Here is a 15,043-nt window from a genome sequence, read left to right as displayed (position 1 = left end):
AATGGGGCTTTTTACTCCGTTTTGACCCGATTCCTGACCGGCGTCAGGGACAAGTCACAAAAATCATCACAATTTTCCGTCACCGGCGCTACAATCGACCGAAGTCACAATCTCAAATCAGAAGAGTATTGCTAATGAAAAACATCAACCCAACGCAGACCTCTGCCTGGCAGGCATTACAGAAACACTTCGACGAAATGAAAGATGTCACTATCAGCGAGCTGTTCGCCAAAGATAGCGACCGTTTTTCTAAGTTTTCCGCGACGTTCGACGATCTGATGCTGGTGGACTTCTCCAAAAACCGCATCACCGAAGAGACGCTGGCTAAACTGCAGGATCTGGCGAAAGAGACCGATCTCGCAGGCGCCATCAAGTCGATGTTCTCCGGTGAAAAGATCAACCGCACCGAAGATCGCGCGGTACTCCACGTCGCGCTGCGCAACCGCAGCAATACGCCGATTGTGGTTGATGGCAAAGATGTGATGCCGGAAGTGAACGCTGTGCTGGAGAAGATGAAAGCCTTCTCTGAAGCGATTATCTCCGGTAGCTGGAAAGGCTACACCGACAAACCGATCACCGACGTGGTCAACATTGGTATCGGTGGCTCCGACCTCGGTCCGTTCATGGTCACCGAAGCGCTGCGTCCATATAAAAATCACCTCAACATGCACTTTGTCTCCAACGTCGATGGCACCCACATCGCCGAAGTGCTGAAGAACGTCAACCCGGAAACCACCCTGTTCCTGGTCGCGTCCAAAACCTTCACCACTCAGGAGACCATGACCAACGCCCACAGCGCACGCGACTGGTTCCTGGCGACCGCGGGCGACGACAAGCATGTGGCTAAACACTTCGCGGCGCTCTCCACCAACGCGAAAGCGGTTGGCGAGTTCGGCATCGACACCGCCAACATGTTCGAATTCTGGGACTGGGTTGGCGGCCGTTACTCCCTGTGGTCGGCGATTGGCCTGTCCATCATTCTCTCCGTGGGCTTCGACAACTTCGTTGAGCTGCTGTCTGGCGCGCATGCGATGGATAAACACTTCTCCACCACCCCGGCGGAGAAAAACCTGCCGGTGCTGCTGGCGCTGATCGGTATCTGGTACAACAACTTCTTCGGTGCGGAAACCGAAGCGATTCTGCCGTACGACCAGTACATGCACCGTTTTGCCGCCTACTTCCAGCAGGGCAACATGGAGTCCAATGGTAAGTATGTCGACCGTAACGGCCACGCCGTGGACTACCAGACTGGCCCGATCATCTGGGGCGAGCCGGGCACCAACGGTCAGCACGCGTTCTACCAGCTGATCCATCAGGGCACCAAAATGGTACCGTGCGATTTCATCGCCCCGGCTATCACCCACAACCCGCTCTCCGATCATCATCCGAAGCTGCTGTCCAACTTCTTCGCCCAGACCGAGGCCCTGGCCTTCGGTAAATCCCGTGAAGTGGTGGAGCAGGAATATCGCGATCAGGGTAAAGATCCGGCGACCCTGGAGCACGTGGTGCCGTTCAAAGTGTTCGAAGGCAACCGTCCGACTAACTCTATTCTGCTGCGTGAGATCACCCCGTTCAGCCTCGGGGCGCTGATTGCTCTGTACGAGCACAAAATCTTCACCCAGGGCGCGATCCTTAACATCTTCACTTTCGACCAGTGGGGCGTTGAGCTGGGCAAACAGCTGGCTAACCGCATCCTGCCGGAGCTGAAAGACGGCAGCGAAGTCAGCAGCCACGACAGCTCCACTAACGGTCTGATTAACCGTTATAAAGCCTGGCGCGCATAACGCTTGCGCCGTTAAGACGAAATGCCGACCTTATGGTCGGCATTTTTTTACAGCCTCCGCAGCAGGCGGGCTGGGTTTCCCGCCCACACGCCTTTCTCGGTGATGGACTTCGTCACCACGCTGCCCGCGCCAATCACCACGCCGTCGCAGATGTTGACGGCCAGAATCGTGGCGCCGCTACCGATCGACACGTCATCGCCAATCTCAATCCGCCCCCAGCTGGCGCGGTCGGCGTTTGGTTTGCCGTCGCGAAACAGGTCGTTGGCGAACATCACCCCGTGACCGATAAAACAGCGCCGGCCAATGGTGACGTACTCGCAGATAAAGGTATGCGACTGGATTTTACTCTCCGCGCCGATGCGGGTATTCCCCTGGATCTCAACGAACGGTCCAACGAAGACGTTATCACCCAGCGTGCAGTCGTACAGGTTGGCGGGCTGGTAAATAACGACATTTTTCCCACAGACGACGTTACGTACGCCGGTGTCACGAAGCTCAGGCATAGTTCCTCTCATAGCGGTTTGCCCAGAATATGTAAGGTGCTTTGCTGGCTGGCGGAATGAAAAGTTGCGTCTTTGATGTGCTGCATCCCCTGGCGTTCGTAAAAACGGCGCGCGGCGGGATTCGCGGCGAGTACTTCCAGCCACAGCCAGCTTTCACCGGCCGTTTTTGCTCGCGTCTCGACGGCGTGAAAAATCTGCTCGCCGTAGCGGTGGCCAGTCTCCCCCGGCATCAGGTAGAGCTTATGCAGCAGCGTACCCATCGTGCCATCTTCAGCCATTCGCTGCTGATAGCTATATTTAGCGAAACCAACGGGGGAAGCGGCTTCGGCGATGAGCCAATGATGGTTAGCATCGGTAAGACTCCGACGTAGCGCATCTTCGGCATATTCTTGCTTAAGAAATAACGCCAGTTCATCGGCATTGCGCCAGAGATGGGCGAAGTGGTGCTGGTAACTGGCATAACCCATCGCGCTCAGTTGTGGCGCGTCCTCGGGCAATGCCTTTCGGATAGTTAACATGCTGCGTTCCTCGGGTCGTTCAGTGGCTATAGTGCCTGTAATATGAACAACGTGGAACGACAAAAATCGGTGGGGAAGGGGCTGGAGGTTCTCCCTCCAGCCGGGGGGATTAACGGGCGAAAGCGATCGCTTCGATTTCGACGCCAGCGTCTTTCGGTAACCTGGCCACTTCCACGCAGGAGCGCGCCGGAAAGGCCGCCTGATGTTCGGTAAAGAAGGCCTCGTAGGCGGCATTGATGGCGGCAAAATCCGCCAGGTCTTTCACAAACACCGTGGTTTTGACGATCTGACCAACGGTGAGGCCGGCGGCTTCGACGATGGCTTTCACGTTCTCCAGCGACTGGCGCGCCTGTTCAGCAATGTCGTCGGGCATGGTGCCGTCCTGCGGATTAATGGGCAGCTGGCCGGAGGTGAGGGTCATCGCGCCGAGATTGACGCCCTGAACGTACGGACCAATCGCGGCGGGCGCGTCAGCGGTAGTAATAATCATGTGGTTACCCCTTCAAACAGTTACAGAAAATAATTCAATAGCACCAGCGAGCCGACGCCGCTCACCACCACCCACACCAGACCTAAACGGAAGCTGGCGAGCGTACAGATAATGGCGGCGATCACCTTCGGATTTTTTAAGTCGAACTCCATGCTGGAATTCACGCTCAGGATCTGAATGGTGATGATGGCCGGCAGGACGGTGACCGGCACGAAGCGCAATGTTTTGGTCACCCGCTCAGACATCTGGATCTTGCCGGCCAGGCCGATAAACGAGAAACGAATAAGAAAAGTGACCGCGGCCATGCCCAGCGTCAGGGCGATAAAATAGCTATTACTCATTTTCCAGCGCCTCCACTAACGGCATATCGGATTCGGTTGTTGCCATCTGCTTGCGCTCTTCCGCCAGGTCGACGCACAGGCCGGCAAGGACGCCGAGCACGGAGGCGACAACGATACCCAGCGAGTAGGGCAGGACCACTAACAGCACGCCGGAAACGGCGGCCACTACCGCGGCGACGGTGCAGGCCTGGCTTTTAATTTGCGGCACCACGATGGCGATAAAGGCGGCGACCATGGCGAAATCGAGACCGTATTTCTCAATGTGGGGAAACGAGGCGCCGACCAGCGCGCCAAGAAAATCGGCCAGCACCCAAATCGCCCAGAAGGTGACCATCGCCGAACCATAAAACAGATATTTTTCCTTTTTATTTCCTTCCATCTCTTTGACGGTGGTGGCATACACCTCGTCGGTGAGCGCATAGGACATAAAGCATTTTTTAAAGAATGAGGCTTCGCGCACGGTGCCGGAAATAGAGGCGCTATACAGCACATGGCGAAGATTAATAATTAATGTGGTGAAAATAATCACGCCGAGCGTGGCGCCGGTTTTTAACATATTCAGTGCCAGCATTTGCGCCGAACCGGCAATCACAATCGCCGACCACGCGGTACTTTGCCAGACGCTCATGCCGGCGCTGACGCTTAACGCGCCAACAATGAACGAGAAAGGAAAGTCCCCGATGCACAGGGGCATAATGGCGCTGGCGCCGCGTAATATGACTTTTTTATTCATCGTAAAATACCTGTTGGTGCAGGCAATAAATCATTATTGCGTAGGGTACAAAAGGGCTGGTCTTATTTGCTGACCATAATGCGAATGATCTCTTTATCGGTTTGCGCCATAGGCTTAATCACGAGGCGGCACAGGTTATTAATCGACTGTTCGACGTCGGCGCAGACAATGCCGTCGTTGGCGCTGGCGCAGCGGTTTTGCATCGCCATCAACACAGATTTAAAGGCGCTGGAAACCACCGAGGAGACCTTCATCGCGCAGCTGTTGGAAGCGCCATCGCAAATCATACCGGTAACATCGCTAATCATATTGATGATGGCGGTGTTGATGGTTTCGATATTGCGGGTAAACAGCCATGCCATACCGGCGGCGGCGCCCATGGCGGCGGTGGAGGCCGCGCACAGTGCGGACAGGCGGGTATAGCGCGAATGGATGGAAATGGCCGTCAGATGCGAGAGCGCCAGCGCGCGAGCGAGCGTCTCTTCATCGGCATTCAGATGCTCGGCGACGGTAACTACCGGCATGGTCGCCGCGATCCCCTGGTTGCCAGAGCCGAAGTTCGACATGGCGACCACCGGGGCTCCGCCCATACGCGCATCGGAAGCTGCGACGGTGTTGATAATGACCTCGCTCATTAAGTCATTACTTAACAAACCATTTTTAACGGCTTCAGAGAATGTTCCGTTAATATTCAACCCATACTTTTTCGATTTGCCTTCTGCAGCCAGTGCGCTATTGAGGCGGGCGGCTTCCAGAATAAACGTAATATTCTCAACCGGCGTGGAGATAATAAAGTCATACGCTTCCTGGAGAGAGAAAGTTGGCAGTTCAGTCTGCGCTGTGGCGCTATTTTCCCCGGCGTGTAATGGCTGCTGTTCGCCATTAATATATAACTCGACCACATTGGTATGCGTGCCTTTTACCACGACGCGACAGGTCTGGTCACCGGCGCTGAGGGTGAGATCGAGATGAATAAAGTCAGGTGTATCCTGGACATCAATAGTAACGTGGCCGGCATCCACCAGCGCTTGTGCCTGTTCCACATGCTGTGAAGTAATGCCTGCCAGGGTCTGTAATCCCTTATCGGCATCGCCACCAAAGGCGCCGATGGCGGCGGCCAGCGCGACGCCATTAACTGTCGTGCCGGGAATCGTGACGCCCGTGGCGTTTTTGTACAGATTGGCAGAAATAAAACCGCTAATTTTTTCGCAGGGTGTCGCTAAATGTTTCGCGGCGTAAGCGGTGGTAAATGAAATAGCAACAGGTTCCGTACAACCTAATGCTGGTGCGACTTCTCGCTGTAGCCAGCGAATAAAAAGTGAGGATGCTTGGTCAGACATTATTATGATTCCTGGACGTAAGATGATGAGGAAATATGCTAAGGGAATCGGCAGAAAAAAACTTTCTCAAATAACCCTTTATTTATTAAGGTCTGGAGAAAAATTTTATTTTTAGCCTTATCTAAACATGCAGGCCTGTATGTAAATTAAGTTATTGATTAACAATGACTGTGCAGGGATAGTTTTATACAAAAAAGGGGATTCAGTTATGTCGATCACACGCCGTTAAGGAGGGCATTTTTCTCTTTTGCCGAAATCCTGTCCTGAGGGCGCAAACGTGTAAAGCCCACGCGGTGAGGGGTAACTGTAGATCTGGATCACACTTTTGCGCTATACCGGACGCAACAAGGACTGATTATGAGGTGTGAATATGTCGTCGGTTTATCGCCCACTGGTGAATTTTATCGCCACTGCGATGCAAACGGTTTTGAATCTGGGGCTGCTGTGCCTAGGGATTATCCTGATCGTCTTCCTCGGTAAAGAGACGCTGCATCTGGCCGATGTCCTCTTTACCCCGGAGCCGACCAGTAAGTACCGGCTGGTGGAAGGACTGGTGGTCTACTTTCTCTACTTCGAATTTATCGCGCTGATCGTCAAGTATTTTCAGTCGGGGTTCCACTTCCCGCTGCGCTATTTCGTCTATATCGGCATCACCGCGATTGTGCGTTTGATCATCATCGATCATGAATCGCCGATGGCGGTGCTCATATACTCCGCCGCGATCCTGATCCTGGTGATTACGCTCTGGCTGTGTAACTCCAATCGCCTGAAACGCGAATAAAAAAAAGCGGCCTCCAGGGCCGCTGACCAACAGTCACAAATAGAATTTATGTAGGGTCCAGTTGAGGATAGCAGTGGCATTGGCCTTACTTTTTCAGCTGAGGGCGACGGCGACAATACCCGGTTGGGGTCGTGTATTGCGGCTAGACCGTCGGCCCCCATCTGAAATTTGGGGCCGGTGTTACAAAAAAAACTTAACCTTTCACCCCACCCGCCGTCAGGCCGTTCACCAGCCAGCGCTGCGCCAGCAGGAACACTACCGTGATTGGGATGGCGGAGAGTACCGCCGCGGCGGCAAAATCGCCCCACAGATAGTTCTGCGGGTTGAGATACTGTTGCATGCCTACCGCCAGGGTATAGCTGTTCACATCGCGCAGCAGCAGCGAGGCGACCGGCACTTCGGTGATGGCGGCGATGAACGACAGAATAAAGACCACCGCCAGAATCGGCACCGACAGCGGCAGCAGCACGAGGCGGAACGCCTGCCATGGGGTCGCACCATCCAGCGCCGCCGCTTCTTCCAGCGAGCCATCGATGGTTTCGAAGTAGCCTTTAATCGTCCAGACGTGCAGGGCGATACCGCCCATGTAGGCAAAGATCACGCCGCCGTGGGTGTTGAGGCCGACGAACGGGATGTACTGGCCCAGGCGGTCAAACAACGCGTACAGGGCAACCAGCGACAGCACCGCCGGGAACATCTGGAAAATCAGCATCCCTTTCAGCAGGGTCGCTTTCCCCGGGAAGCGCATACGGGCAAAAGCGTAGGCGCAGGTGGTGGAGAGGGCGACGATACCGATCGCGGTAATCCCGGCGACCTTAATCGAGTTCCACAGCCACAGCAGGACCGGGAACGGCGGCGGCGTGACGCGGCCATCCGCGTGTTCGACGCTGAAGCCTAACGCCAGACGCCAGTGCTCCCAGGAGATGGTATCCGGGATCAGGCTGCCGGTGGCGAAGTTGCCTTCGCGCAGCGAGATAGCGATAACCATCAGCAGCGGAAACATAATCGCGGCGATAAAAATCAGTAGCAGGAGATGCGTGGTAAATAAACGTAGCTTCTGCGATTTGGGTTGGACCATAGCCATTATCGTTATCTCCCTTAATCAAACTTCATGCGTGTGGCTTTCAGATTCACAATCGCTAACGCGCCAACCAGCAGGAAGATAAGCGTTGCGATAGCCGCCGCCAGGCCGAAGTCCTGACCGCCGCCGCCTTCAAAGGCGATACGGTAGGTGTAGCTCACCAGCAGGTCGGTATAACCGGCCGGGGTGGTGGTGCCGAGACGGTCCGGACCGCCGTTGGTCAACAGTTGAATCAGGACGAAGTTGTTAAAGTTAAAGGCGAAGCTGGCGATCATCAGCGGCGTCAGCGGCTTAATCAGCAGCGGGAAGGTAATTTTAAAGAAGTTCTGGAACGGGCCGGCGCCATCCATTGCCGACGCTTCGTACAGATCGTCCGGAATCGCCTTCAGCAGCCCCATGCACAGGATCATCATGTACGGGTAGCCCAGCCAGGTGTTGACGATGATGATCATGGTACGCGCAGTGGTCGGGTCGCTAAACCACGCCGGTTTAATGCCGAACAGCGCGCTGAGCATCATGTTGATTTCACCAAAGCTCTGGTTGAACAGGCCTTTGAAAATCAGAATCGAAATAAATGACGGTACGGCATACGGCAGAATCAGCAGGACACGGTAAATCGCTTTGCCTTTCAGCGCTTCCCACTGCACCAGGCAGGCGAGGATCATCCCCACCGCGACGGTCAGCACCACGGTCAGAACCGAGAACACCACCGTCCAGACGAAGATGGCGAAGAACGGTTTCTGGATGCCTTCATCGTGGAAGACGCGGGTAAAGTTATCCCAGCCGATAGTCACGGTGTAGCCCGGGCTCAGCTTTTCTGTGCCCCAGCTACCGTCGGCGTTGATTGCCTGGTAGAAACCAACGTCGTTGTTCGGGCGGTATTTGACGTGGGTTTGATTGTTGGTCAGCTCGCCGTTTTCGCCAAGCGTATACAGCGGTTGGGTGCCGGAGAACTGGCGCAGCGAGCTCATGATCACTTTGCTGTCATCAGGCAGTACGGCGGTCAGCTGGTTCAGCGCGGTGCGGTTCTGGGTAATGACGCGCAGGTTGGCGCGCTCGCCTTCCGGCAGGGCATCAGTTTCTTTTAACGCCAGCTTCTGCTCGCCGCCGAATTTAAAGGCGTCGGAAAGGTAGTTTTTACCGTTCTCGCCATCGGTCAGGGCCAGCTTCCACTCGTCGCCTGCCGGGATCAGCGTGAAGTTATAGGCTTTGCCGGCCTGGAAGGAGCGATCCATCAGCACCTGCTGCGCGCGCTCAAAGGTCAGCTGGTTGGTGCTGCTGTAGTTGGTGAACGCGATAGCGATAGTACAGATCAGCGGAAACAGGACAAACAGGCCCATGCCGGCGAGGCCGGGATAGACATAGCGCCAGGCATAGGCCTTGCGATTAGCGAAAATATACAGGCCAACTGAGCTTAAAATCAGCGTCATGATGGCGAACAGGTACTCCCCCTGGGCGTACATCAAAACAACAAGGTAACCCACCAGCAGGCACAGTAAGCCAATCACAGACCATGTGAGTTGCGGACTTTGCCACCAGTGTCTCTTTTTAACGGCATCCATGGGGATCATCCTCTACAGCGTTAAACATCTGTCGGCGTCAGTGCCTGATGGCGCTGCGCTTATCCGGCCTACGGATTGTGTAGGCCGGATAAGGCATTCATGCCGCCATCCGGCACGTACGCTACAGCATTACTTAGTGATACGGCTCTGGGCATCCTTCAGCGCAGCATCGACAGTCTGACGGCCGCTGGCGGCGTTGATAACCGCGGTACGAACGGCATACCAGAAGGCAGACATCTGCGGGATGTTAGGCATAATTTCGCCTTTCTGGGCGTTCGCCATGGTGGCAGCGATGCGCGGATCTTTTTCCAGTTTTTCCTGGAAGGATTTCAGCGCCACCGCACCCAGCGGTTTGTCGTTATTAACGGATTCCAGACCCTGATCGGTCATCAGGTAGTTTTCGAGGAACTCTTTCGCCAGCTCCTTGTTCGGGCTGGCGGCGTTGATCCCCGCGCTCAGCACGCCAACGAACGGTTTCGATGGTTTGCCTTTAAAGGTCGGCAGCAGGGTCACGCCGTAGTTAACCTTGCTCTTATCGATGTTAGACCACGCCCACGGACCGTTGATGGTCATCGCGGTTTCACCTTTGTTGAAGGCCGCTTCCGCGATGGAGTAATCGGTATCGGCATTCATGTGCTTGTTCTTGATCAGGTCAACCAGGAAGGTCAGGCCCGCTTTCGCGCCTGCGCTGTCCACGCCGACGTCTTTCACATCGTACTTGCCGTTTTCAAACTTGAACGCGTATCCGCCGTCGGCAGCGATCAGCGGCCAGGTGAAGTATGGTTCCTGCAGGTTGAACATCAGCGCGCTCTTACCTTTCGCTTTCAGTTCTTTATCCAGCGCCGGGATCTCTTCCCAGGTCTTCGGCGGGTTCGGCACCAGGTCTTTGTTGTAAATCAGGGACAGCGCTTCCACCGCGATCGGGTAGGCGATCAGTTTGCCGTTATAGCGAACGGCATCCCAGGTGAACGGATAGAGTTTGTCCTGGAACGCTTTGTCCGGGGTGATTTCCGCCAGCAGGCCGGACTGCGCGTAGCCGCCGAAACGGTCATGCGCCCAGAAGATGATGTCCGGGCCGTCGCCGGTCGCCGCAACCTGCGGGAATTTCTCTTCCAGCTTGTCCGGGTGTTCTACAGAAACTTTAATGCCGGTGTCTTTTTCAAACTTTTTACCCACTTCAGCGAGGCCGTTGTAGCCTTTGTCGCCGTTAATCCAGATAACCAGCTTACCTTCTTCAATTTTCGCGAGGGCAGAGGCGGAAAACATCATCGTGGTCAGTGCCGACAGCGCGAGGATGCGAGCGCCAGTTTTGATTTTCATATACCCGTCCTTTTTGGTGTTGTACTCGTGGATACACTTCGGTGGCTTAACGATGATGAGTTTCCTTTTTTAACAACCCCTTTCCATCCTCCCCAGGTCTACGCCCCACCCGCTGGTTGTGTGATCTCCATTGCAAAAACGGCCGTATTGCGTCCTGGAGCACAGAAAAAAGCGCCCAATTTTGTCGCCTCCATCACGAAATCACCCGCTGCCCGCCATCCCCCGCGGCGAGAGCCAATCTCTCATCCTCCCATCTCCTCCCCCATAAAAAAGCCGGGGGGTGGAGGATTTGCCCGGCTAATGAATGCCGCATAGTCGACCCATCTTGAATGTGACTGTTAGTGACAGGTTGTAACGAAGGGAGAAGGGCATGGCGAGCGTACAGCTGCGAAATGTAACGAAAGCCTGGGGTGACGTGGTGGTATCGAAAGATATCAATCTCGATATCCACGAAGGGGAATTCGTCGTGTTTGTCGGGCCATCGGGCTGCGGCAAATCTACCCTGCTGCGTATGATTGCCGGGTTAGAAACTATTACCAGCGGGGACCTGTTTATCGGTGACACCCGCATGAACGAGATCCCACCGGCAGAACGCGGCGTTGGGATGGTATTCCAGTCTTATGCGCTCTATCCCCACCTTTCCGTTGCGGAAAATATGTCGTTTGGCCTGAAGCTGGCCGGCGCGAAAAAAGATCTGATTAACCAGCGGGTGACCCAGGTGGCGGAAGTGCTGCAGCTGGCCCATCTGCTGGAGCGTAAACCGAAAGCCCTCTCCGGCGGTCAGCGCCAGCGTGTGGCGATTGGCCGTACGCTGGTGGCTGAGCCGAGCGTCTTCCTGCTGGATGAGCCGCTCTCCAACCTCGATGCCGCCCTGCGCGTTCAGATGCGTATCGAAATCTCCCGTCTGCATAAGCGACTGGGCCGCACCATGATCTATGTGACCCACGATCAGGTGGAAGCGATGACCCTCGCGGACAAGATCGTGGTCCTCGACGCCGGCCGTGTGGCGCAGGTCGGGAAACCGCTGGAACTCTATCACTATCCGGCTGACCGCTTCGTCGCCGGCTTTATCGGTTCACCGAAGATGAACTTCCTGCCGGTCAAAGTTACCGCGACGGCTATCGATCAGGTGCAGGTTGAACTGCCAAACCGTCAGCAAATCTGGCTACCGGTGGACAGCGCCAATGTTCAGGTGGGCGCCAACATGTCCTTAGGTATCCGCCCGGAGCATTTACTGCCCAGCGATATCGCCGATGTGACCCTCGAAGGCGAGGTTCAGGTTGTCGAGCAGTTAGGTCACGAAACGCAAATTCATATCCAGATCCCCGCCATCCGTCAAAACCTGGTCTACCGCCAGAACGACGTGGTGTTGGTAGAAGAGGGAGCCACATTCGCTATCGGTTTGCCGCCAGAACGTTGCCATTTATTCCGTGAGGATGGCACCGCTTGTCGTCGGCTGCATAAAGAGCCGGGCGTGTAAGGCTTCCCATTAAAAAAAGGCGCGAACCCGGCTGGCGGTACACCGGCGAAGCGTGCAAAGAAAAGCAATGATCTCAGGAGATAGAATGATGATTACTCTGCGCAAACTTCCACTGGCGGTCGCCGTCGCGGCAGGCGTTATGTCTGCTCAGGCGCTGGCTGTCGATTTCCATGGCTACGCGCGTTCCGGCATTGGCTGGACCGGCAGCGGCGGCGAGCAACAGTGCTTCAAAGCGACCGGCGCTCAAAGTAAATACCGTCTTGGTAACGAATGTGAAACCTATGCGGAACTGAAGCTGGGCCAGGAGCTGTGGAAGGAAGGAGATAAGAGTTTTTATTTCGATACTAACGTTGCCTATTCCGTGAATCAGGAAGATGACTGGGAAAGCACCTCTCCGGCGTTCCGTGAAGCCAACATCCAGGGTAAAAACCTGATCGACTGGCTGCCGGGCTCCACGCTGTGGGCGGGTAAACGCTTCTATCAGCGTCATGACGTTCACATGATCGACTTCTACTACTGGGATATCTCCGGCCCGGGTGCAGGTCTGGAAAACGTTGACCTTGGCTTCGGTAAGCTCTCTCTGGCCGCTACCCGTAACACAGAAAGCGGCGGTTCTTATACTTTCTCCAGCGATGACACCAAGAAATATGCTGCGAAAACTGCCAACGACGTCTTTGACATCCGTCTGGCGGGCCTGGAAACCAACCCGGGCGGCGTACTGGAGTTAGGCGTCGATTACGGCCGTGCGAACCCGCAGGATGACTATCGCCTGGAAGACGGCGCGTCGAAAGACGGCTGGATGTGGACCGGTGAACATACTCAGTCCATCTGGGGCGGCTTCAACAAATTTGTGGTTCAGTACGCCACTGACGCAATGACCTCCTGGAACAGCGGCCACTCTCAAGGGACCAGCATCGATAACAACGGCAGCATGATCCGCGTTCTGGATCACGGCGCGATGGACTTCAACGATGACTGGGGCCTGATGTACGTTGCGATGTACCAGGACGTGGATCTGGACAGCAAAAACGGCTCCACCTGGTACACCGTGGGTGTTCGTCCGATGTACAAATGGACGCCGATCATGAGCACCCAGCTGGAAATCGGTTACGACAACGTGAAATCTCAGCGTACCAGCGAAAACAACAACCAGTACAAAATCACTCTGGCTCAACAGTGGCAGGCAGGCAACAGCGTCTGGTCTCGTCCGGCTATCCGTATCTTCGCAACCTACGCGAAGTGGGATGAAAACTGGGGCTACAGCAACACCTCTGGTCTGCAGACGAAAGACAGCAGCGGAAGCGGCGCTTTCACCTCCAGCCGCGGTGACGACAGCGAAGTTACCTTCGGTGCCCAGATGGAAGTGTGGTGGTAATACCGTCCGCAGGACGGGTGTAACCTGGGAGGGGCATCGGCCCCTCCTGACTATTCAGGGTTAGCGCGCTATTGCCTGGCTACCGCTAAACCGATGCTATCCAAGGTGAGAAGAATGAAAATGAAGAAAACTCTCGTCGCTCTGTGTTTATCCGCAGGGATGTTGGCATGCGTGCCGGGGATGAGCCTTGCCGATGTTAACTTTGTACCGCAGAACACCAGCGCCGCGCCGTCTATTCCAGCCAGCGCGCTGCAGCAGCTGATCTGGACGCCTGCCGATCAATCGAAGACGCAGAGCGTAGATTTAACCACCGGCGGTCAACGCCTGGATGTTCCAGGGATCGTCGGACCGGTCGCCGCCTGGAGCGTGCCGGCCAATATCGGTGAGCTGACCCTAACCCTCGACAGCGAACTGAACAAACATAAACAGATTTTTGCGCCGAACGTGCTGATTCTCGACCAGAACATGACGCCAGCGGCGTTCTTTCCCAGCAACTACTTTACCTATCAGCAGCCGGGCGTGATGACTGCCGATCGCCTGGGCGGAGTGATGCGCCTGACCCCGGCGCTGGGCCAGCAGAAGCTCTATGTGCTGGTGTTTACCACTGAAAAAGATCTCCAGCAGACCACCACCCTGCTGGATCCGGCGAAGGCCTATGCCAAAGGCGCAGGCAATGCGGCGCCGGACATCCCGGATCCGATCGCCAAACATACCACCGATGGCGTGCTGAAGCTGAAAGTGAAAACCAACAGCACCTCCAGCGTGCTGGTGGGGCCGCTGTTCGGCTCCTCCGGCCCGGGCCCGGTCACCGTCGGTAACACCGCGGCGCCGGTAGCTGCGCCAGCCGCCGCAGCCGCTGCGGCGCCGGCCGCCAAAAGCGAACCGATGCTCAGCGATACCGAGACCTACTTCAACAACGGTATTAAGCAGGCGGTGAAACAAGGTGACATCGACAAAGCCCTGAAATTGATGAACGAAGCTGAGCGCCTCGGCTCGAAATCCGCTCGTTCCACCTTTATCAGCAGTGTAAAAGGCAAGGGGTAATCGTCTCCCCACAATGCTGATGTTTAGGCACAGCCTTTAGGTGCATCCTCCGGGATGCACCTTTTTTTGCACGCGCGGCGGTCTGTTGCATGGCTGTTGCGTGAATGATCGTATATTGACGTTTGCCCGCCACCAACCGCCTATTCTGCGATACAATGCTCTCACGTTATGTACCGGAGAATCAGGCATGTCCCATCCTGCGCTTACGCGACTGCGTGCGCTGCGCTATTTTGCCGTTATGCCGCCCCTGGCGCCGCCCCTGAGTGATTGGCTGCTGCTGGAGGACTCAATGACCCAGCGTTTTGAGCAACAAGGAAAGCAGGTCACCGTCACCCTGGTTAACGAAGGGTATATCGGGCGTGAGGCGCTGGCTGACGAAGCGGCGCTGTTGCCCGACGAGCCGCGCTACTGGCTGCGGGAGATTATACTCAATGCCGATGGCGAGCCCTGGCTGGCCGGGCGCACGGTGGTGCCGGAGTCGACGCTGTGTGGGCCGGAGCTGGCGCTACAGCAGCTCGGGCAGACCCCGCTGGGCCGATACCTGTTCACGTCGTCGACGTTAACCCGCGATTTTATTGAAATTGGTCGCGATGCAGCGCTGTGGGGGCGTCGTTCCCGTCTGCGGCTGAGTGGCAAACCCCTGCTGCTGACCGAGCTTTTTTTGCCTGCGTCGCCGTTGTACTAAGAGGAA

The 15,043-nt window shown here is 55.8% G+C and carries 15 protein-coding genes; 6 read left to right on the top strand and 9 right to left on the bottom strand.

The features are described 5' to 3' along the window. Window positions 1-134 precede the first annotated feature (134 nt). A complete protein-coding gene (gene pgi, locus ACOI7Z_RS19320) occupies window positions 135-1,784 on the top strand; it encodes a glucose-6-phosphate isomerase (RefSeq protein ID WP_087848900.1) in 1,650 nt (549 codons plus the stop codon). A 47-nt stretch (window positions 1,785-1,831) separates the two neighbouring features. Here pgi and ACOI7Z_RS19315 read toward each other — a convergent pair whose 3' ends face one another. The 6 genes from ACOI7Z_RS19315 to ACOI7Z_RS19290 form a co-directional block, all read right to left on the bottom strand. Continuing rightward, window positions 1,832-2,287, bottom strand: a complete 456-nt coding sequence (locus ACOI7Z_RS19315; RefSeq protein ID WP_023291618.1) for an acyltransferase — start codon at window positions 2,285-2,287, stop codon at window positions 1,832-1,834. 8 nt (window positions 2,288-2,295) lie between these two features. Next, complete coding sequence (locus tag ACOI7Z_RS19310; RefSeq protein ID WP_080901807.1) at window positions 2,296-2,805, bottom strand: GNAT family N-acetyltransferase; 510 nt, start codon at window positions 2,803-2,805, stop codon at window positions 2,296-2,298. Between the two features lie 109 nt (window positions 2,806-2,914). Continuing rightward, on the bottom strand, window positions 2,915-3,295 hold the full coding sequence (locus ACOI7Z_RS19305; protein WP_047718378.1) for a Rid family detoxifying hydrolase: 381 nt from the start codon (window positions 3,293-3,295) through the stop codon (window positions 2,915-2,917). 20 nt (window positions 3,296-3,315) lie between these two features. Beyond that, window positions 3,316-3,636 carry an AzlD domain-containing protein gene (locus ACOI7Z_RS19300; RefSeq protein WP_004206276.1) on the bottom strand — a complete coding sequence of 107 codons (321 nt, stop codon included), beginning with the start codon at window positions 3,634-3,636 and terminating at the stop codon, window positions 3,316-3,318. Beyond that, window positions 3,629-4,369, bottom strand: a complete 741-nt coding sequence (locus ACOI7Z_RS19295; RefSeq protein ID WP_023291621.1) for an AzlC family ABC transporter permease — start codon at window positions 4,367-4,369, stop codon at window positions 3,629-3,631. The genes ACOI7Z_RS19300 and ACOI7Z_RS19295 overlap by 8 nt, the downstream gene beginning before the upstream one ends. Before the next feature lie 62 nt (window positions 4,370-4,431). Continuing rightward, complete coding sequence (locus ACOI7Z_RS19290; RefSeq protein ID WP_023291622.1) at window positions 4,432-5,709, bottom strand: serine dehydratase subunit alpha family protein; 1,278 nt, start codon at window positions 5,707-5,709, stop codon at window positions 4,432-4,434. A gap of 370 nt (window positions 5,710-6,079) precedes the next feature. Between ACOI7Z_RS19290 and psiE the strand changes: the two genes are divergently transcribed. Continuing rightward, a complete protein-coding gene (gene psiE, locus ACOI7Z_RS19285) occupies window positions 6,080-6,490 on the top strand; it encodes a phosphate-starvation-inducible protein PsiE (RefSeq protein WP_004206282.1) in 411 nt (136 codons plus the stop codon). A 193-nt stretch (window positions 6,491-6,683) separates the two neighbouring features. On the opposite strand, the gene malG is transcribed toward psiE, so the two are convergent. The 3 genes from malG to malE all read right to left on the bottom strand — a co-directional run bounded on the left by malG (window position 6,684) and on the right by malE (window position 10,453). Next, a complete protein-coding gene (malG, locus tag ACOI7Z_RS19280) occupies window positions 6,684-7,574 on the bottom strand; it encodes a maltose ABC transporter permease MalG (protein WP_002884725.1) in 891 nt (296 codons plus the stop codon). A gap of 14 nt (window positions 7,575-7,588) precedes the next feature. Further along, window positions 7,589-9,133 carry a maltose ABC transporter permease MalF gene (gene malF, locus ACOI7Z_RS19275; RefSeq protein WP_087848899.1) on the bottom strand — a complete coding sequence of 515 codons (1,545 nt, stop codon included), beginning with the start codon at window positions 9,131-9,133 and terminating at the stop codon, window positions 7,589-7,591. Between the two features lie 129 nt (window positions 9,134-9,262). Then, window positions 9,263-10,453, bottom strand: a complete 1,191-nt coding sequence (gene malE / locus ACOI7Z_RS19270; RefSeq protein WP_004206285.1) for a maltose/maltodextrin ABC transporter substrate-binding protein MalE — start codon at window positions 10,451-10,453, stop codon at window positions 9,263-9,265. A gap of 370 nt (window positions 10,454-10,823) precedes the next feature. Between malE and malK the strand changes: the two genes are divergently transcribed. The 4 genes from malK to ubiC all read left to right on the top strand — a co-directional run bounded on the left by malK (window position 10,824) and on the right by ubiC (window position 15,037). Continuing rightward, window positions 10,824-11,933: a maltose/maltodextrin ABC transporter ATP-binding protein MalK gene (gene malK, locus ACOI7Z_RS19265; RefSeq protein WP_025713802.1), complete on the top strand. Its 1,110-nt coding sequence runs from the start codon at window positions 10,824-10,826 to the stop codon at window positions 11,931-11,933. A gap of 85 nt (window positions 11,934-12,018) precedes the next feature. Beyond that, on the top strand, window positions 12,019-13,308 hold the full coding sequence (locus ACOI7Z_RS19260) for a maltoporin (protein WP_087848898.1): 1,290 nt from the start codon (window positions 12,019-12,021) through the stop codon (window positions 13,306-13,308). A 114-nt stretch (window positions 13,309-13,422) separates the two neighbouring features. Beyond that, window positions 13,423-14,352, top strand: a complete 930-nt coding sequence (malM, locus tag ACOI7Z_RS19255; RefSeq protein WP_008807310.1) for a maltose operon protein MalM — start codon at window positions 13,423-13,425, stop codon at window positions 14,350-14,352. Window positions 14,353-14,539: 187 nt separating this feature from the next. After that, window positions 14,540-15,037 (top strand): chorismate lyase, encoded by a 498-nt coding sequence (gene ubiC, locus ACOI7Z_RS19250; protein WP_017900123.1) that lies wholly within the window; start codon window positions 14,540-14,542, stop codon window positions 15,035-15,037. Window positions 15,038-15,043 lie beyond the last annotated feature (6 nt).

The sequence above is a fragment of the Klebsiella sp. C283 genome (assembly GCF_048822555.1).
Classification (GTDB): Bacteria; Pseudomonadota; Gammaproteobacteria; order Enterobacterales; family Enterobacteriaceae; genus Klebsiella; species Klebsiella quasipneumoniae.
Note: the sequence above shows the minus strand (reverse complement) of the source record. Positions and strands in the feature narration are given on the sequence as shown.

What these genes read in the sequence shown, in the direction of transcription:
- ACOI7Z_RS19310 (WP_080901807.1), bottom strand. Translation starts at nt 2,805, where the DNA reads ATGTTAACTATCCGAAAGGCATTGCCCGAGGACGCGCCACAACTGAGC.
- malG (WP_002884725.1), bottom strand. Translation starts at nt 7,574, where the DNA reads ATGGCTATGGTCCAACCCAAATCGCAGAAGCTACGTTTATTTACCACG.
- malE (WP_004206285.1), bottom strand. Translation starts at nt 10,453, where the DNA reads ATGAAAATCAAAACTGGCGCTCGCATCCTCGCGCTGTCGGCACTGACC.
- ACOI7Z_RS19290 (WP_023291622.1), bottom strand. Translation starts at nt 5,709, where the DNA reads ATGTCTGACCAAGCATCCTCACTTTTTATTCGCTGGCTACAGCGAGAA.
- malF (WP_087848899.1), bottom strand. Translation starts at nt 9,133, where the DNA reads ATGGATGCCGTTAAAAAGAGACACTGGTGGCAAAGTCCGCAACTCACA.
- malK (WP_025713802.1), top strand. Translation starts at nt 10,824, where the DNA reads ATGGCGAGCGTACAGCTGCGAAATGTAACGAAAGCCTGGGGTGACGTG.
- malM (WP_008807310.1), top strand. Translation starts at nt 13,423, where the DNA reads ATGAAAATGAAGAAAACTCTCGTCGCTCTGTGTTTATCCGCAGGGATG.
- pgi (WP_087848900.1), top strand. Translation starts at nt 135, where the DNA reads ATGAAAAACATCAACCCAACGCAGACCTCTGCCTGGCAGGCATTACAG.
- psiE (WP_004206282.1), top strand. Translation starts at nt 6,080, where the DNA reads ATGTCGTCGGTTTATCGCCCACTGGTGAATTTTATCGCCACTGCGATG.
- ACOI7Z_RS19300 (WP_004206276.1), bottom strand. Translation starts at nt 3,636, where the DNA reads ATGAGTAATAGCTATTTTATCGCCCTGACGCTGGGCATGGCCGCGGTC.
- ACOI7Z_RS19295 (WP_023291621.1), bottom strand. Translation starts at nt 4,369, where the DNA reads ATGAATAAAAAAGTCATATTACGCGGCGCCAGCGCCATTATGCCCCTG.
- ubiC (WP_017900123.1), top strand. Translation starts at nt 14,540, where the DNA reads ATGTCCCATCCTGCGCTTACGCGACTGCGTGCGCTGCGCTATTTTGCC.
- ACOI7Z_RS19260 (WP_087848898.1), top strand. Translation starts at nt 12,019, where the DNA reads ATGATGATTACTCTGCGCAAACTTCCACTGGCGGTCGCCGTCGCGGCA.
- ACOI7Z_RS19305 (WP_047718378.1), bottom strand. Translation starts at nt 3,295, where the DNA reads ATGATTATTACTACCGCTGACGCGCCCGCCGCGATTGGTCCGTACGTT.
- ACOI7Z_RS19315 (WP_023291618.1), bottom strand. Translation starts at nt 2,287, where the DNA reads ATGCCTGAGCTTCGTGACACCGGCGTACGTAACGTCGTCTGTGGGAAA.